This window comes from Tropicimonas sp. TH_r6 (assembly GCF_033101155.1).
In the GTDB taxonomy this organism is placed as follows: Bacteria; Pseudomonadota; Alphaproteobacteria; order Rhodobacterales; family Rhodobacteraceae; genus Tropicimonas.
In genome coordinates, this window is record NZ_JAWMPX010000001.1 from 356,930 (window position 1) to 371,594 (window position 14,665).

Annotated in this window: 12 protein-coding genes; 2 read left to right on the plus strand and 10 right to left on the minus strand. The window is 61.0% G+C overall.

The features are described from left to right. Nucleotides 1–37 precede the first annotated feature (37 nt). The 6 genes from R3X27_RS01590 to R3X27_RS01615 form a co-directional block, all read right to left on the minus strand. On the minus strand, nt 38–1,414 hold the full coding sequence (locus tag R3X27_RS01590; RefSeq protein ID WP_317707057.1) for a polysaccharide biosynthesis/export family protein: 1,377 nt from the start codon (nt 1,412–1,414) through the stop codon (nt 38–40). Nucleotides 1,415–1,441: 27 nt separating this feature from the next. Beyond that, entirely contained in the window at nt 1,442–2,068 is a 627-nt protein-coding gene (locus tag R3X27_RS01595; protein WP_317707058.1) for a YjbF family lipoprotein, read from the minus strand. Next, on the minus strand, nt 2,065–4,215 hold the full coding sequence (locus R3X27_RS01600) for a YjbH domain-containing protein (RefSeq protein WP_317707059.1): 2,151 nt from the start codon (nt 4,213–4,215) through the stop codon (nt 2,065–2,067). The genes R3X27_RS01595 and R3X27_RS01600 overlap by 4 nt, the downstream gene beginning before the upstream one ends. Before the next feature lie 393 nt (nt 4,216–4,608). Then, nucleotides 4,609–5,301 (minus strand): sugar transferase, encoded by a 693-nt coding sequence (locus R3X27_RS01605; RefSeq protein WP_317707060.1) that lies wholly within the window; start codon nt 5,299–5,301, stop codon nt 4,609–4,611. Between the two features lie 255 nt (nt 5,302–5,556). Beyond that, complete coding sequence (locus R3X27_RS01610) at nt 5,557–6,303, minus strand: metallophosphoesterase (protein ID WP_317707061.1); 747 nt, start codon at nt 6,301–6,303, stop codon at nt 5,557–5,559. A 110-nt stretch (nt 6,304–6,413) separates the two neighbouring features. Continuing rightward, nucleotides 6,414–7,172: a DeoR/GlpR family DNA-binding transcription regulator gene (locus tag R3X27_RS01615; protein ID WP_317707062.1), complete on the minus strand. Its 759-nt coding sequence runs from the start codon at nt 7,170–7,172 to the stop codon at nt 6,414–6,416. A gap of 189 nt (nt 7,173–7,361) precedes the next feature. Between R3X27_RS01615 and glpD the strand changes: the two genes are divergently transcribed. Both glpD and glpK read left to right on the plus strand, forming a co-directional pair. Then, nucleotides 7,362–8,960, plus strand: a complete 1,599-nt coding sequence (glpD, locus tag R3X27_RS01620; RefSeq protein ID WP_317707063.1) for a glycerol-3-phosphate dehydrogenase — start codon at nt 7,362–7,364, stop codon at nt 8,958–8,960. A gap of 106 nt (nt 8,961–9,066) precedes the next feature. Then, entirely contained in the window at nt 9,067–10,554 is a 1,488-nt protein-coding gene (glpK, locus tag R3X27_RS01625) for a glycerol kinase GlpK (protein ID WP_317707064.1), read from the plus strand. An 81-nt stretch (nt 10,555–10,635) separates the two neighbouring features. On the opposite strand, the gene R3X27_RS01630 is transcribed toward glpK, so the two are convergent. The 4 genes from R3X27_RS01630 to R3X27_RS01645 all read right to left on the minus strand — a co-directional run bounded on the left by R3X27_RS01630 (nt 10,636) and on the right by R3X27_RS01645 (nt 14,582). Next, nucleotides 10,636–11,940, minus strand: coding sequence for a UDP-glucose/GDP-mannose dehydrogenase family protein (locus R3X27_RS01630; RefSeq protein ID WP_317707065.1), 1,305 nt, complete (start codon nt 11,938–11,940; stop codon nt 10,636–10,638). 143 nt (nt 11,941–12,083) lie between these two features. Next, complete coding sequence (locus tag R3X27_RS01635; RefSeq protein ID WP_317707066.1) at nt 12,084–13,556, minus strand: ArnT family glycosyltransferase; 1,473 nt, start codon at nt 13,554–13,556, stop codon at nt 12,084–12,086. Beyond that, nucleotides 13,525–13,839: a lipid-A-disaccharide synthase N-terminal domain-containing protein gene (locus R3X27_RS01640; protein ID WP_317707067.1), complete on the minus strand. Its 315-nt coding sequence runs from the start codon at nt 13,837–13,839 to the stop codon at nt 13,525–13,527. The genes R3X27_RS01635 and R3X27_RS01640 overlap by 32 nt, the downstream gene beginning before the upstream one ends. Then, nucleotides 13,836–14,582, minus strand: a complete 747-nt coding sequence (locus tag R3X27_RS01645) for a glycosyltransferase family 2 protein (RefSeq protein ID WP_317707068.1) — start codon at nt 14,580–14,582, stop codon at nt 13,836–13,838. Before R3X27_RS01645 ends, R3X27_RS01640 begins: the two co-directional genes overlap by 4 nt. Between the last annotated feature and the right edge of the window lie 83 nt (nt 14,583–14,665).

A 14,665-nucleotide genomic window follows, 5' to 3' on the forward strand; every position in this document is an offset into this window, starting at 1 on the left:
CGGGGCGGTTGTAGAAAGCTCGGCGCGGATGCGCGCCTTACTGCGCCAGCGCGGTGATCGTCGAGTTGAGCAGGCCTGGCGTGATCTGGGAGATGATCCGGTTCCACTGTGTCACAACCTGTTCGGAGACAAAGATAATGTCGTCGGGGCGCAGCTCGAACCGGGTCGACAGCATTAGCGACGCCGCGTTTCCAGCATCCAGTTTCCACGCCGTGACAGAGCCGAATTCACGCGGATCGGTCGAGCCCCGCAGCACGTAGATCTGGCGGATATTGCCGGTGATGGTCGGGATGCCGCCATCGTCATAGATCGCGTCGGCGAGCATAGCCTTCTGATTGTAGGGCAGCGGGAACCGCCGCTGCTTGGTGACCTCGCCGGCCAGGTAGACATAGTCGCGGTCCTCGGCGCCCAGTTCGAGCCGGTCCTTGAAAATGTCGCGTTGCTCGTCGAGCTCGGCGCGGCGCAGCAGGATCTCGGTTTCGAGCTCATCCACGGCATCACGGCGCGCGTCCCGACGGCTCTCGGTAAGCTGAATCTGTTCCTGGAAATAGTCCTGTGCCCGGTTGAGATCGAATTGGGTATCGACAAACACGCTGTCGCCATCCTTGAGGGTAATTCGCTGCAGGCTGCGGTCGGAATAGAGCTCGCTCAACGGAATCTGGTAAAGGTCGCCATCGCGATAGATCCGCACCGAAGCGTAGTCGTAGTCCCGCTCACTGGCCGTCGCGCCACCGACGCGGGAGAGGGCTTCGTCGAGATAGAGAGGTTGCAAGTCTATCGGCAGCGTCGCGGGAGTGCGCACCGCGCCGCCGATCGCCACGCGTTGCGAATTGAAATCCGCGACTTCCAGGCTGAAGGCCGGCTCGATCTGGTTGCGCACCAGGGCCTGGAAGACCTTCTCGTTCGCGCCGTCGATGGTGTCGCCGGCAATCGGAATCCGACCGACATCCGGAATCGAGATCGCACCATCATCCTGTACCACATATTCCTGTCGCCGGTTCTGTGCGGCCAGCAGCCCGGACAGTTCTTCCACCGAGTTGCCGCCGGATGGCGTTGCCAGGACGACGACATCGCCGACACCGATCTGGTAGGGACCAGTGGGGGCTTCGGGCGGGATTCGGCTGGACAGGCTCGTCGGGCGGTTCTCCGGCTCGAGCGCCGGGTCGGGAAGAGACTCGAAGCCGCGAAGACCGCCGCCGCTGCCCGCCGATTGCGAGAAGACCGCGGGCAGGGTGGCCGGTCGATAGGTCGTCTGGTTCGCAGCGAGGGTCGTTTCAGCGGTGATGGGAACCACGCGCACCTTGGTGCCGTCGACTGTCCCGCTGGTGACCTGCGGACTGTTGTAGATCGCGCCGCAGGACGACAGGACAAATGCGGCTCCCATTGCCAGGGCGAGGATTTTCGTTTTTCTCATCTTCGGCACCCTTTCGGATCGGCGGCGCTAAGGCAGGTAGTGTTTCAGGACGAGGTGTTCGAGCTCCGGCCCCAGCCATTGCCGGGACAACACCATTTGACCCGAACCGTTCATCCAGTAGGAGTTGGTGAAGCTCTGGGTCGCGTTGTAGCAGTCTTCGTCGGTTCGGTTCAGCAGCAAAGTCTCTGTGCCAAGGGATAGTTCAACCGGGCTCGTCTCGGACAGAACACAGCTATAGGCGCGTATAAAGACCTGTTCTTCGCCATCGACATAGCGATGCACGCGCGGCGCAGTGGCGGGGCGCGGTGCCCCCAACCATTGGGACGGCAGTGCCGCTTCAACGGACAGGAGGTCCGGTGTCAGGGCGCGGGTGCCCAGCACGATGCCCTCCTGCAAGGTCAGTGTGTCACCACTCTCCGAGCGCCAGATCTCGACCCCCGCACGGCTGGAGACGCGCACCAGGGCTTCGTTCGATCCGAATTTCTCCAGGCCCGCATCCATGAGAACTGGTCTGGAGCCATCGACGGGAATGGGAATGCTGAACTCTTCGCTCTGTTCGACGCCGGTGAAGCGTTCGAGCCGGCCCACGTTTCCGTCGCACCCCGCGAGGGCCATGACCGGGATCAACAGCAAGGCCGCTGCGGTATGTCTCATCGCCAATACCCCGCCCAGCGTTCGCGCAGTTCCGGATCCTGGTAGGTCTTGACTGTGGGATAGAGGCGGTTGCGGACGGCCAGCCGCGCACCGCCGTCGCGTTGAATCGGACGGATTGCAGTCGCAAAACCTTGACGGGACGGAACACCAGAGAGCCATGCGAAGGGAACTTCAACGAAGATGCCCTTGTCGAAGGAGCCTTCGCCAAAGTCGTCATAGCTGACATCGGTGAACGTCGCGAAGGCACCGAGGCGGACGCCATTGTTGAAGTCCCGGCTGAACTGGAGTGTCGCGCCGTAATCGCCGGCAAGGTATTTTCCGGCATCGACCTGTCCGAAATAACCGCCGCCGAGCTCGTAATACGCCGAGAGGTGGCCGGTCATGACATCGTAGTCCTGAAAGCCGAAACCACCCTCGAAATCTCGCTGGACAACGTAGTTCAGTTCGCCGCCAAGAGCGAGCGGCCCTTCTGTCGGCTTCCACAGAAGTTCGGCGGAGATACCGCCATACATCCGTTCGAGCAGGCCGGCAGTCGTGCGGCCGTAGATGTTCTTCCCCGGACGGAAGAAGTATTCGGCCGTCAGGTGGCTGATATAGGATGCGCCGTTCTTGTCGTATTCGACCACATCGGAGCGGACATGTTGCAGGACAGAATCCGATTCCCGGGTCGACTCGTCCCGATTGCCGAACAGCTTCTGGCGGTAATTCGCGGAGAGTACGAGTCCCGGAAGCGGTGCATAGCTGCCACCGACATCGATGCCGACATCGGCGCGGAGGGGATCGTCGGGGTCGAACAGGGCGGGAGCGAAATAGGGGCGCGCATACCAGCGGTGCTGCGGATAGGCATCCGCCACGAAGTCCGAGAAGCTCAGGTCGCCGGCATCCTCGATCTCTGCCCGGACATAGGACTTCCAGATACGGTCCGGTGCGGCTTCGAGATCCTCGAGATCCGACCGGACAATCGTGATGGACGAGGTGCCCTGGCCGAAGACGAGGGGTTGCAACACGAAGGTCTCGACATGTGACGGAAGCATCGCTGCGAGGATACGCGACGCCCGGCCAAGTGCCTGCGGTCGAGAATTGTACCTGATACCGGCAAAGGCGACGCGTGCGCTGTCGCCCTCGATCTCGAATCCTTCGAGGGTAAGCCCGTCGGCTTCGAAAGCGGTTGCGACCTGCGCTCGGATCGTTGCCTCGCTCTGTCCGTCGAGCTGGCGCGACGGCAGGTTCCATGCCGCCAGATCGACGGTCCCGCCAGCGCGTGGCGAGACCGGCGGCGGAGCCGTCTCGCGGCCGTCCCGGAAGGGAGGCGCCTTCGGGTTTGCCGTGAAAGAGGCGGTGATCCCGATTGTTGAGCCGTTCAGAGCATAGGCGCCGATGTTGATCCCCGGGCTTGGCCGGTAATGCAGGCCGAGATTGATTGGCGTGTTGTGCTCATAGACGTCTGCGTCCACTTCACGCTCATAGGCATCCGAGGAGTATTCCAGAATGGCGGTCCACTGGTCGTTGAGCTTCCACTCGACACCGCCAAAGAGGGCCGCCGGGCCCCGAAACCACTGACCGGATTCAAAGGTGCCGCCCTCGCCGAAATCCGTTTCAGGACGGGTTTCGAAACTATCGTTGATGTAACTCAAAGGGTTCTTGAACCCGTTATAGCTACCGAGACGACCCCAGCCGATACCGGCAGTGACCTTGAGCCGATCCTCGAAGGTCTTTGTGGCTGAGATGTATTCCGAGGCAAAGACGCTGGTGCCGGCCATGTCGTTGATGCCAATGGCGATGGAGGGTCGCCAGGCGTTCTCTTTCCAAAGGCGCGCCGAGAGACCGAAGGCCCGATCATACAGGTTAACAGGATCTCCGAAATCCGAGATCGAGTACTGATAGGATGCGAAGAGCCATGGCGCGATCTGAAATCCGAGCGCCGTGCGCTTGCGGCCTGAATAGTAGGAGAACGTTCCCGTGACTTCCGCATCCGGAAGCATAACGCCAGTCGGCATGTCGACCATACCGGGCATGCCGTAGAACGACAGGAGCGGTTGGTTGGCCCGTTGGTATGAGAACTCCTGCGCGCTGGAAGCGCCCACGCCGGCCCAGAGCAGGCAGGATGCCAGAGCGGTCGCATTGCGAAATCGCGTCCAGGAACTCATTCCCGGAGCCCTTCCGGCTCTTCTATGTCGGGTCTGTATTCCTGCACTTTACGCGTCGTCGTCCCATCTCGTTCCCGGTCTTTTTTGCGCCGGTGAGCCATTTCTTAGGGAGGTACATACGCGTCGTCTTGGATCGGAGCAAATGTTTGATTCCAGATTTCCGTAGCATGTTGAAGCGGTGTGCTCCTGAACGGAAAATTCCTCGCGACGTATGCCGGAACAAAACGCCCTGAGCCATAGCGTGCAGGGCGTCTTTGCTCATGTTCCGGGAAGGGATTCTTCGTGGGTGGTTAGCATGCGCAATGTCGTGTCCCGGAGACGACATGTGCGAGCGATGCCGAGGATGACGGCGGCGCATGTACCCAGGTCGCTATCTCTCGCCGCGTCTGCTGTTCAGCGGCTGCCAAAACCGGTGAGCATGACCTGCAAGGTCCGGACAATCACGAAAGCATCGAGCTTGGCGCTGTGGTAGCGGACGTAGAAGCGGTCATAGCGGGCCTTCTTGCGCGTGGAGTCCTCGCAGGCCGCGTAACCCTGAACCACTTGTGCCAAACCGGTAATCCCGGGTTTGACCTCGAAACGCTCACGATACCCGTGGACCGTGTTCACATAGACTTCCGCTTGCTCCTTGGCGTCCGGACGGGGACCAATCACGTTCATATCGCCGCGTGCGACGTTCACGAAGTTCGGCAATTCGTCGATCCGGAACTTGCGCAGGACGGCGCCCAGCCGAGTGATGCGGGCCTCGTTGGCCGTGAAGCAGGTCGACGCATCTTCCGGTGCAACCGTCATCGTCCGGAACTTGAAAATGGTGAACACCCGTTCGTTGCGGCCAACGCGTTTCTGGCGGAAAATCAACGGCCCGGGATTGTAGCGCGGATTCAATACGAGAAGCAGTAGGCCGGCTGCGAACAAGCTGGGAAGGGCGAGCAATGTGAAAACCCAGTTGACGACAAACACCCAGACAACCTGCGAAACGCCCGGAACGGTTTGGATCTTTTTGAAGCCTTGCAGATGAACAGCACGCGACGACGGCCCCGGGGGGGCGTTCTGCGTCGCGCGGAGCGGTTCAGCGAGATCGCTCATGAGAATGCATCCTGACGTGCCAAAATCCGGTTTCGAAATGTCATATCGTGTTTCGGGCAAGTGAAATCGAAGCCGAGTTTCCGTGGTCGGTACCCCAAGACATACTCCACACACCTACATATACAACGGACTTGAGGCAAATTTTACACTGAGTCAAGCTAGCTGAACGGCTAGTCCCGACCACTTTTTTCTCGGATTTCAGTCGTTTCCCGTGCCCAGCCCGCCCTTCTGGAAAAATTCGAATTCGCGATTTTCCTAGCGCCGTTTGGGCGAGACTTCCTCGAAGCGAGTTGTTCCGTCCGGAGCAACGCGCGCCATGGTGAGGCGGCCAGTGGCATAGGCGCCGGAATCGGTTGAGATGGTCCCGTTCTCCGCCATGGGCGCATCGACAATAGTGTGGCCATGCGCGACCCAGATTCCGTCGCTTCGCGGCACCCTTCCGAAATCAGGATGCCCCCAGGTCTTCACGCTTCTGGGTTGCATCGAGACGGGAAGCATGGGGTCGAGGCCTGCATGAACCACACAGAGCGTTCCGCTCGTCCATGCCGTTGGCAGGTCCTCGATCCATTCACGCAGATCGGCTGTCAAAGCCTCGGTGACCGCCGCGGCCGCGTCCCGGAGCCGTTCTTCTTCCGAGGACTCGGTTACACCACCGACACCGAAACTTTCCAGAGTCTGGAGGCCACCATGCCGGAGCCAACGACGTGATGGCCCCGGATCTTTCAGGAAGGACAGCATCATCTCTTCGTGATTGCCGAACAGGCAGATCCAGCCTTCCTCGACGCTGCGGGCATGGGCGATTTCAAGAACCGACCGGCTGTCCGGCCCTCTGTCCACATAGTCTCCGACAAGGATTCGCGTCGCACCTTCTTCGACAGGTGGAAGTTGTTGGAGCAGGTCAGCGCGACCATGCAGGTCGCCGACGATCTCGACGACGCCTTCGGGTGCGGGTGGCTGGAAGCTGACCTGAGGCGGGCGTTTTCGGAAGAGTTTGGACAGCATTCCTTGAACCTTGCATACGTGCTGCAGGAACCCATATCGCTTGCGGTCCGTGTGCGCCAGAGCCTCAACCGGTGTGGCCGATACCTGCACCGCGGAAATCCGCTTGGCTGTCAGGTCAGAACGACGTCTGTTCCCCAGTCGCGGCACAGTCGGTCAAGGGAGGCTGTGAGTGGGGCGTCCGTAAAGAAGCTGTCAATCTCGCCCAGCGAGGCGATCCGTGCCGGCGCCGAACGCTGGAACTTGGAGTGATCCGCCACGAGATAGCTTGCGCGCGCCTGCTGCAGAATGGTCTGCGAGACATGCACCTCCTCGATGTCAAAATCCAGCAGATCGCCGTCATGGTCGAGTGCCGAGCAGCCGATCACGGCAATATCCACCTTGAATTGCTCGATGACGTCGCGCGTCGTCGCTCCGGTGAGGCCGCCATCGGACCGCCGCAGCTTGCCGCCAGCGACCATGATGTCGATCTCGGGATTGGCAACGAGGATATTGGCGACGTTGATATTGTTGGTGATCACCATCATGTTCCGGTGTTGCAAAAGTGCGCGTGCCACCGCTTCGGTGCTGGTTCCGATATTCAGGAAGACCGAACAGTCATTGGGGATCGTCGCGGCGCATCTTGCCGCGATCTCAGCCTTGGCATTGGTATTCAGGTCGCGCCGGTCCTCGTAGCCGAGATTGGAGACACCGGAGGGTAGCATTGCGCCGCCATGAACGCGTTCGAGTTCGCCGGCATCGGCCAGGTCGCTCAGGTCGCGCCGGATTGTCTGATGTGTCACGCCAAAGCGCGCCACCAGGTCTTCGACGGTGACTTTGCCCTGCTTGCGCGCAAGCTCGAGAATGTCGGTTTGACGGAAGCTCTGTGCCATGGCGCGAAAATGTTCGAAATCTTCTCTTTTGGAAAGCGAAAAATTGAAAATTCTTGTTCCTCGTTGAAAGTAAGGGGAAATGCGGCCCAGATTCGCGCGAAAACGAGCTTAAACGAACATATTCGATTGACCGACTCCATGATTTCATGCTTTCTGCAGGCAATGGAGTGCGAAGGACCGGAGTCCGACATGAGCAAGAAACGCCCGGAACGGGATATTTTTGACGTCTTCATCATCGGCGGCGGTATCAACGGATGCGGCATTGCCCGGGATGCGGCTGGGCGCGGGTTGAAAGTCGGCCTTGCGGAGATGAACGATCTCGCTTCTGCCACCTCCTCGGCGTCGACCAAGCTGTTTCATGGTGGCCTCCGCTATCTCGAGTATTTCGAAGTGCGACTTGTCCGTGAAGCGCTGATCGAGCGTGAGGTTCTGTTGCGGGCGATGCCCCATATCAGCTGGCCGATGCGCTTCGTCCTCCCCTATCATTCGGGCATGCGGTTTGATGGGCAGACGCCAGCCTCCAAGCTGCTCAGCTGGACCATGCCCTGGACAAGAGGGCGGCGGCCCTCCTGGATGATCCGCTCTGGTCTCTTCATGTATGACACGCTGGGTGGCCGGAAGATCTTGCCCGGAACCTCATCGGTCGACCTGAAGAACGATCCGACCGGTGCGCCGCTGGATGACAAATTCTCCATGGCCTATGAGTATTCAGATTGCTGGATCGAGGATTCCCGGCTCGTGGCGCTCAATGCCCGCGATGCTGAGGCGCGCGGCGCGCATATCATGGTGCGTACCAAGGTCATTCAGGCCATTCGCGATGGCGAGACATGGCGGATCACGATGGAAAACGCCGATACGGGCGCGCGTCGCGAAGTGCAGGCCTCGATGCTGGTCAACGCCGCGGGTCCGTGGGTCAAGGATGTGATCGACGGCGTTGTCCATGTCGACACGCGGGAGAGCGTCCGCCTCGTGCGCGGCTCGCATATCGTCACCCGCAAGCTCTTTGACCACGACAAGTGCTATTTCTTCCAGGGTAGCGATGGCCGGATCATCTTCGCCATCCCATACGAGACCGATTTCACCCTGATCGGAACGACCGACAAGGAGCATGGCAGCGCCGACACCAAGCCCGTCTGCACCGAGGAAGAGAAGCAATACCTGATCACCCTCGCGTCCAGCTATTTCAAGAAGCCGATCGCCGAGGAAGATGTCGTCTGGAGCTTTTCCGGTGTTCGCCCGCTCTATGATGACGGCGCCAGTTCCGCCACGGCCGCGACGCGGGACTATGTGCTGCGGATCGACAAATCGGGCGGGGCGCCGTTGCTGAACATCTTCGGTGGCAAGATCACCACCTATCGCAAACTGGCGGAATCGGCGCTGGAAAAAATCTCCGCCCATGTCCCCGGTGCCACCGGGAAATGGACCGCCGGAGCCCCACTTCCGGGCGGTGATTTTCCGGTCGACGGGGTTGGAGCTCTCATCGACCGGGCGCAAGCCGATTTCCCCTTCCTAGATCCGGCCTGGGCAAAGCGGCTGGTGCGGGCCTACGGTACCGATCTCTGGCCATTGCTCGGCGAGGCGCGCGATGCGGCCGATCTCGGCCAGCATTTCGGCCACAACCTCACGGAACGAGAGGTTGTGTGGCTGATGGAGAAGGAATTTGCCCGCACAGCCGAAGACGTCCTCTGGCGCCGCTCCAAGCTTGGACTACGGCTCTCCGAGGAAGAGGCCGCGGCGCTTGAAGACTTCATGCTGGCACGACGCCCCGACAGGTCCGACGCGTCCTGAGGACGCGTTTTCGTTTAAGCGGCGACATGTCAGCCTGAGAGAAACCTTCCGCCGGTTCGCATGAGGAGACCGTGTCGGCGGACAACCCAGAAGACAGGGCGGAGCCATGACCCATATCCTTGCAATCGACCAGGGAACCACTTCCAGCCGCGCGATCCTCTTCGACCGCCAGATGCGCATCCGCGACTCGGCGCAGGAGGAATTCACCCAGCATTTCCCGGCCTCGGGTTGGGTCGAGCATGAACCCGACGATATCTGGGGCAGCGTGGTCCGGACCTGCCGCAGCGTGATCGAGAAAGCATCGCTCCAGCCCTCCGACATCGTCGCCATCGGCATCACCAACCAGCGAGAGACAGTGATCGTCTGGGACAAGGAGACCGGCGAGCCGATCCATCGGGCCATCGTCTGGCAGGATCGGCGAACGTCCGGAATCTGCGAAGAGCTGCGCGAGGCCGGTCATGAGGCACTTGTCAGCGAGAAGACCGGTCTGCTGCTCGACCCTTATTTCTCCGGCACCAAATTGAAATGGCTGCTCGACACGGTCGAGGGCGCACGAGAGCGGGCGGAAGCGGGCGAGTTGCTCTTCGGCACGGTGGATTGCTTTCTGATCTGGAAGCTGACCGGTGGCAAGGTCCACGCGACCGACGCCACCAACGCCGCGCGCACCCTGCTCTACGATATCCACAAAGGCGGTTGGAGCCTGTCGATCTGCAAGTTGCTGGGCGTACCGGTGGAGATGCTGCCCGATGTCCGCGATTGCGCTGCCGACTTTGGCGAGACCGACCCGGCGCTATTCGGCGAGTCGATCCCGATTCTCGGCGTGGCGGGCGACCAGCAGGCCGCGACGATCGGCCAGGCCTGTTTCGAGCCCGGCATGTTCAAGTCGACCTATGGGACAGGCTGCTTTGCGCTGCTGAATACCGGCGACACGCCGGTGCGTTCCAAGAACCGGCTGCTGACCACCATCGCCTACCAGTTCAACGGCAAACCGACCTACGCGCTGGAAGGTTCGGTCTATATTGCCGGCGCGGTGGTGCAGTGGTTGCGAGACGGGCTGAAGATCATCAAATCTGCCCCCGATAGCCTGCCGCTGGCCCAAAGCGCCGATCCGGAACAGAATGTCATCCTCGTTCCGGCCTTCACCGGCCTCGGCGCGCCCTATTGGAATGCCGAATGCCGTGGCGCGATATTCGGACTGACACGGAATACCGGCCCGGCCGAATTTGCGAAAGCGGCACTGGAAAGTGTCGGTTTCCAAACCCGGGACCTGCTTGAGGCGATGGAAGCTGACTGGCCGGAGCGTGATCCGAACTCGGTGCTGCGAGTCGATGGCGGCATGACGGCGAATGACTGGGCAATGCAGTTCCTCTCCGACATCATTGGCGCTTCTGTCGATCGTCCGGAAATCCTGGAGACCACGGCGCTTGGTGCGGCCTGGCTGGCGGGCATGGAGGCGGGACTCTACCCGGACCGCGCAGGTTTCGCGAAGACCTGGTCTCGCGAGCGTCGTTTCGAACCGTCGTTGGAGGACACCCATCGCGACGAGAAATACGCCGCCTGGAAACGCGCGGTCGCGGCGACGATCTCCGCCTGATCGTCTCGGTCTGCCGGTATCGGAAAGAAAAAAGCCCGCCTGCATCACTGCAGAGCGGGCTTTATTCGGCTCGGGATGGGGTCAGCGCCCGATGGCGACATATGTCTCGAAACCGGCGGCTTCGGCATCCTGCGCCGTGTAGATATTGCGCAGGTCCGCCATGCGGGGCGCGGCCATGGAGGCGGCGACCCGGCCAAGATCGAGGGCACGGAACTCGTTCCACTCGGTCAGGATAACCAGCGCATCCGCGCCCGAAGCTGCTTCGTAAGCATCTTCCAGCCATTCGACACCGGGCAGGAGACCCTCGCCCTCGCGACGCCCCTGCGGATCCACGACACGCACCTTTGCGCCGCCGCCGACCATGGCCGGAACGATGGTCAGCGAGGGGGAGTCCCGCATGTCGTCCGTGTTGGGCTTGAAGGTGACGCCGAGCACGGCCACGGTCTTGCCGTTGAAGCTGTCTCCGCACATCTCCTTGACCTTGTCGATCATGCGGCGCTTGATTGATTCATTGACGCGGATGACCGTCTCGGTCAGCTCCTGCGGCACGGAATAGTCCTGCCCGATGCGGGCCAGTGCGCTGGTGTCCTTCGGGAAGCAGGAACCGCCATAGCCGGGCCCGGCATGAAGGAACTTGTTGCCGATCCGGTTGTCGAGCCCCATCCCCTTGGAGACGGATTTGACATCGGCGCCGACGCGTTCGCAGAGCGCAGCGATCTCGTTGATGAAGGTGATCTTGGTCGCGAGGAAGGCGTTCGCGGCATATTTGATCATCTCCGCGGATTCCAGGTCCGTATAGACAATCGGGAAGTCACGCAGGAAGAGCGGCCGGTAGACCTCGCCCATCAACTCCTTGGCGCGATCCGAGGTAACGCCGACGACGACTCGGTCCGGACGCATGAAATCGTCGATCGCCGCGCCTTCGCGCAGGAACTCGGGGTTGGAGGCCACGTCGAATTCGAGGTCCGGCCGCGCTTCGGAGACGATCCGCGCCACTTCACGGTTGGTCCCGACCGGTACGGTCGATTTCGTGACGACCACCGCGTAGTCCTTCAGGCAATGCGCGACCTCCTCGGCCGCGGCATAGACGTAGGTCAGGTCCGCATGGCCATCGCCGCGGCGTGTCGGGGTGCCGACGGCGATGAAGACCGCATCCGCTCCTTCGACCGCTTTCGCGAGGTCGCCGGTGAAAGAGAGGCGACCGGCGGCGACGTTGCGCTCCATCAGCGCGTCCAGCCCAGGCTCGTAGATCGGCACCTCACCGCGTTCGAGCATCTCGATCTTGGTCGGGTTCTTGTCGACACAGACAACCTCATGGCCGAAATCCGAGAAGCATACGCCCGAGACAAGGCCAACATAGCCCGTGCCGATCATTGCAATTTTCATTCTTTCGCCTCCGATACTGCCTGACAAGTCGCACCGCGAATGGGACATCTGGCGCGTGCTGTCAATCTGTGCCGTGAGTTGTTGGCCGGGTCGCGCCGAAAATGCCGCTCAATCCACGAGACAACGCTCAATTCCCTGACCCGCTAGCGCAAGCAATTGGCATCAACAAGGAAGACCTTCTGGGATCGTCGCGCGTAAGCGCCATCTTCCGGTTCGATATGCTCGAGAAGCGGCGCGGCGCAATTGCCGGGTTGCCGGTTGCGTTTGCGCACATAGAGGAGAGGGCCGGTCACCTCCTCTGGCAGGCTGTATTTCAGCACGTAGTGATTTGATGGCCGTCCGGTTTCCGGGCGTGCATAGACGTCCACATCTCCGTCCCGGTTGAAGTAGAAAAGGTCAGCCAGCACATCGCGGTCATCCGCCACGATGATGCCGACGCCTTCCCGTTCCGCGATATCGAGGATCGTCTGGCTCATTTCGGACCGCCCGAGATAGCGTGCCAAAAGCAGATCGCCATCAGGCCCCACCCGCAAGCCCGTTCCGAACACCGTCAGAAGCGGCAAAAGAATCGCCACCGCGCCATTCAGTATCAGGTTGCCGCGAAGCCAGGGCGTCCTTCCCTCCAGCAGCCAGGGCACGACAAGCAGCGTTGCGGCGAGATAGGCCGATGCGGCCCAATTCGCATACGCTTCGCTGAGAAGGGCCTGAATCGAGACAACGGCGAGAATCGGCAGCGAAAAGAACAGAGCAAAGCGGCGTTCGGCAGACAAGCTGGAATAGCGAAACCCGAGCCACAGCAAGGCTGCAAACAGGACCGGCCCGAAGATGATGAACTGTGATCCCAGGAACTCTCCGAGTCCACTCAGGTTCAACTGGGCCCGATCGCCCGGTGCCCGAACCCAGTCGGCATTGTCCAAGGTATGTTCTACAGTGCTAAGCCCGTTCGCCAGATTCCACAGGATATTGGGGGAGATCGTGAGTAGAAACGCCACCGCACCAGAGAGGGCCGGACCCCATCCTGGCCGTCCTTGCCAGAGGAAGATGGCCGCGAGACCCGCTCCGAGGACATAGTAGATCGCGGCGTATTTCGCGAGAAAGGCCAGTCCGAGCGCGACGCCCGCAATGATGGACCAGACATGCGAGCCTCCGATGTCCAGTCCGCGCCACCAGGCAAGCAGGGCCAATGCAAGGAACGGGGCCATGACAGTATCGGTCGAGATCATCAGGCTGCCGACGCTCACCATCGGCAGGGTCAGATAGATCGCGGTAACCCATATCGCGGCGATTTTACCGGCGCGCGGCGCTGCGATTGCGCCGAGGAGAAGGGCGGTCACGCCATGCAGAATCGGCGCCGGCAGCCGGACCCAGAATTCCGCATCCGATCCGCCCAACTCGGTGAATGCCCGGATCGTCCAGCCGATGAACGGTGGTTTCGAGTAGTACCCGAAAGCGAGTTCCTGACCCCATAGCCAGTACTGCGCCTCATCGACAAAGAGATCTGTCGAGTTCGCCGCGAGCAAAGCGATGCGGAATGCCGTGATGGCGCAGGCGATCAGTGCCGCCGGGTAGAACCATCCGCGGCGGTCAGCCGGCAGCGTTGCGTCGACGTTCGGCATGAATCAGCCAGAGATTGCGGCCATAGATGAATACACCCATCGACTGGCCAAGGATGAAAACGGGGTCCTGACGATAAACCGCGTAGGCAAAAAGCACGAGCCCGCCGCCGATCGAGAAATACCAGAAGACCAGAGGGATAACGGAGCGACCGGCCCGTTCTGACGCAATCCACTGTACGAGGAAACGCGCTGTGAAGAGCAGTTGCCCACCAAGGCCGATCATGACCCACCAGAACTCGCCCCAGGATTGCACGGCCAGGATGCGGAAGACCTGTTCGATCATGTCTCAGGCGCCTCCTGGACCTCGGCGAAAAGCTCTTCAGGCTGGGCTTTCTTGCGACGGCGAATAAGCCAGGAGACCGCGAGAAGATCCGGAATGCCGACAATTGCCCGCATGAAATTGGAGTAATTCGACTTGCCCGCCTGCCGTTCGCGATGGCTCACATCGACGAGAAGAATCTCCCACCCGTCCCTCCGGAAGAGTGCAGGAAGATACCGGTGCATGTGATCGAAGTACGGCAACGTGAGAAAGATATCCCGGCGGAAACCTTTCAGTCCGCACCCCGTGTCGCGTGTGCCGTCCTTCAGGATCCACCCCCGCAGTCCGTTGGCGAATTTAGAGGCCCAGCGTTTCGAAAACGTGTCCTGACGCGCGACACGCTGCCCGGCGACGAGGCCAAGTTTTCCTGTTGTGTCCTCAAGCAGGGGCATGAACAGTTTCGGCAGCTCCGAGGGGGGGTTCTGTCCATCTCCATCGAGAGTGCAAACGACACGCCCTGTCGCCGCGAGAACGCCACTATGCACAGCTGCGCTCTGTCCGCCCGAATTCGCATGCGACACCAACCGGACGGTGCCGAGTTCCTGGGCCATTCGGAGCGCTTCGGAGGGAGTGCCGTCATCGGAGCCATCATCGACCACGATGATTTCGTAAGCCTTGCCTTCACAGGCCTCCGCGATCCCATTCACCAGAGGCGCGAGATTCGCCTCCTCGTTCTTCATCGGGATCACTACCGACACTTCTATCATTTCGGCCTCGCTCTACTGCACCGGACCACACGGACCGTACCCTGCAGGCGTTTAACGCCAACACAATCGGCATGTCCATGAGA

Bases quoted from the DNA above. Each gene is read 5' to 3' on its own strand.
- R3X27_RS01645 (WP_317707068.1), bottom strand. From the start codon at position 14,582: ATGATAGAAGTGTCGGTAGTGATCCCGATGAAGAACGAGGAGGCGAAT.
- R3X27_RS01635 (WP_317707066.1), bottom strand. From the start codon at position 13,556: ATGCCGAACGTCGACGCAACGCTGCCGGCTGACCGCCGCGGATGGTTC.
- R3X27_RS01615 (WP_317707062.1), bottom strand. From the start codon at position 7,172: ATGGCACAGAGCTTCCGTCAAACCGACATTCTCGAGCTTGCGCGCAAG.
- R3X27_RS01595 (WP_317707058.1), bottom strand. From the start codon at position 2,068: ATGAGACATACCGCAGCGGCCTTGCTGTTGATCCCGGTCATGGCCCTC.
- R3X27_RS01605 (WP_317707060.1), bottom strand. From the start codon at position 5,301: ATGAGCGATCTCGCTGAACCGCTCCGCGCGACGCAGAACGCCCCCCCG.
- R3X27_RS01610 (WP_317707061.1), bottom strand. From the start codon at position 6,303: ATGCTGTCCAAACTCTTCCGAAAACGCCCGCCTCAGGTCAGCTTCCAG.
- R3X27_RS01600 (WP_317707059.1), bottom strand. From the start codon at position 4,215: ATGAGTTCCTGGACGCGATTTCGCAATGCGACCGCTCTGGCATCCTGC.
- glpK (WP_317707064.1), top strand. From the start codon at position 9,067: ATGACCCATATCCTTGCAATCGACCAGGGAACCACTTCCAGCCGCGCG.
- R3X27_RS01630 (WP_317707065.1), bottom strand. From the start codon at position 11,940: ATGAAAATTGCAATGATCGGCACGGGCTATGTTGGCCTTGTCTCGGGC.
- R3X27_RS01640 (WP_317707067.1), bottom strand. From the start codon at position 13,839: ATGATCGAACAGGTCTTCCGCATCCTGGCCGTGCAATCCTGGGGCGAG.
- glpD (WP_317707063.1), top strand. From the start codon at position 7,362: ATGAGCAAGAAACGCCCGGAACGGGATATTTTTGACGTCTTCATCATC.
- R3X27_RS01590 (WP_317707057.1), bottom strand. From the start codon at position 1,414: ATGAGAAAAACGAAAATCCTCGCCCTGGCAATGGGAGCCGCATTTGTC.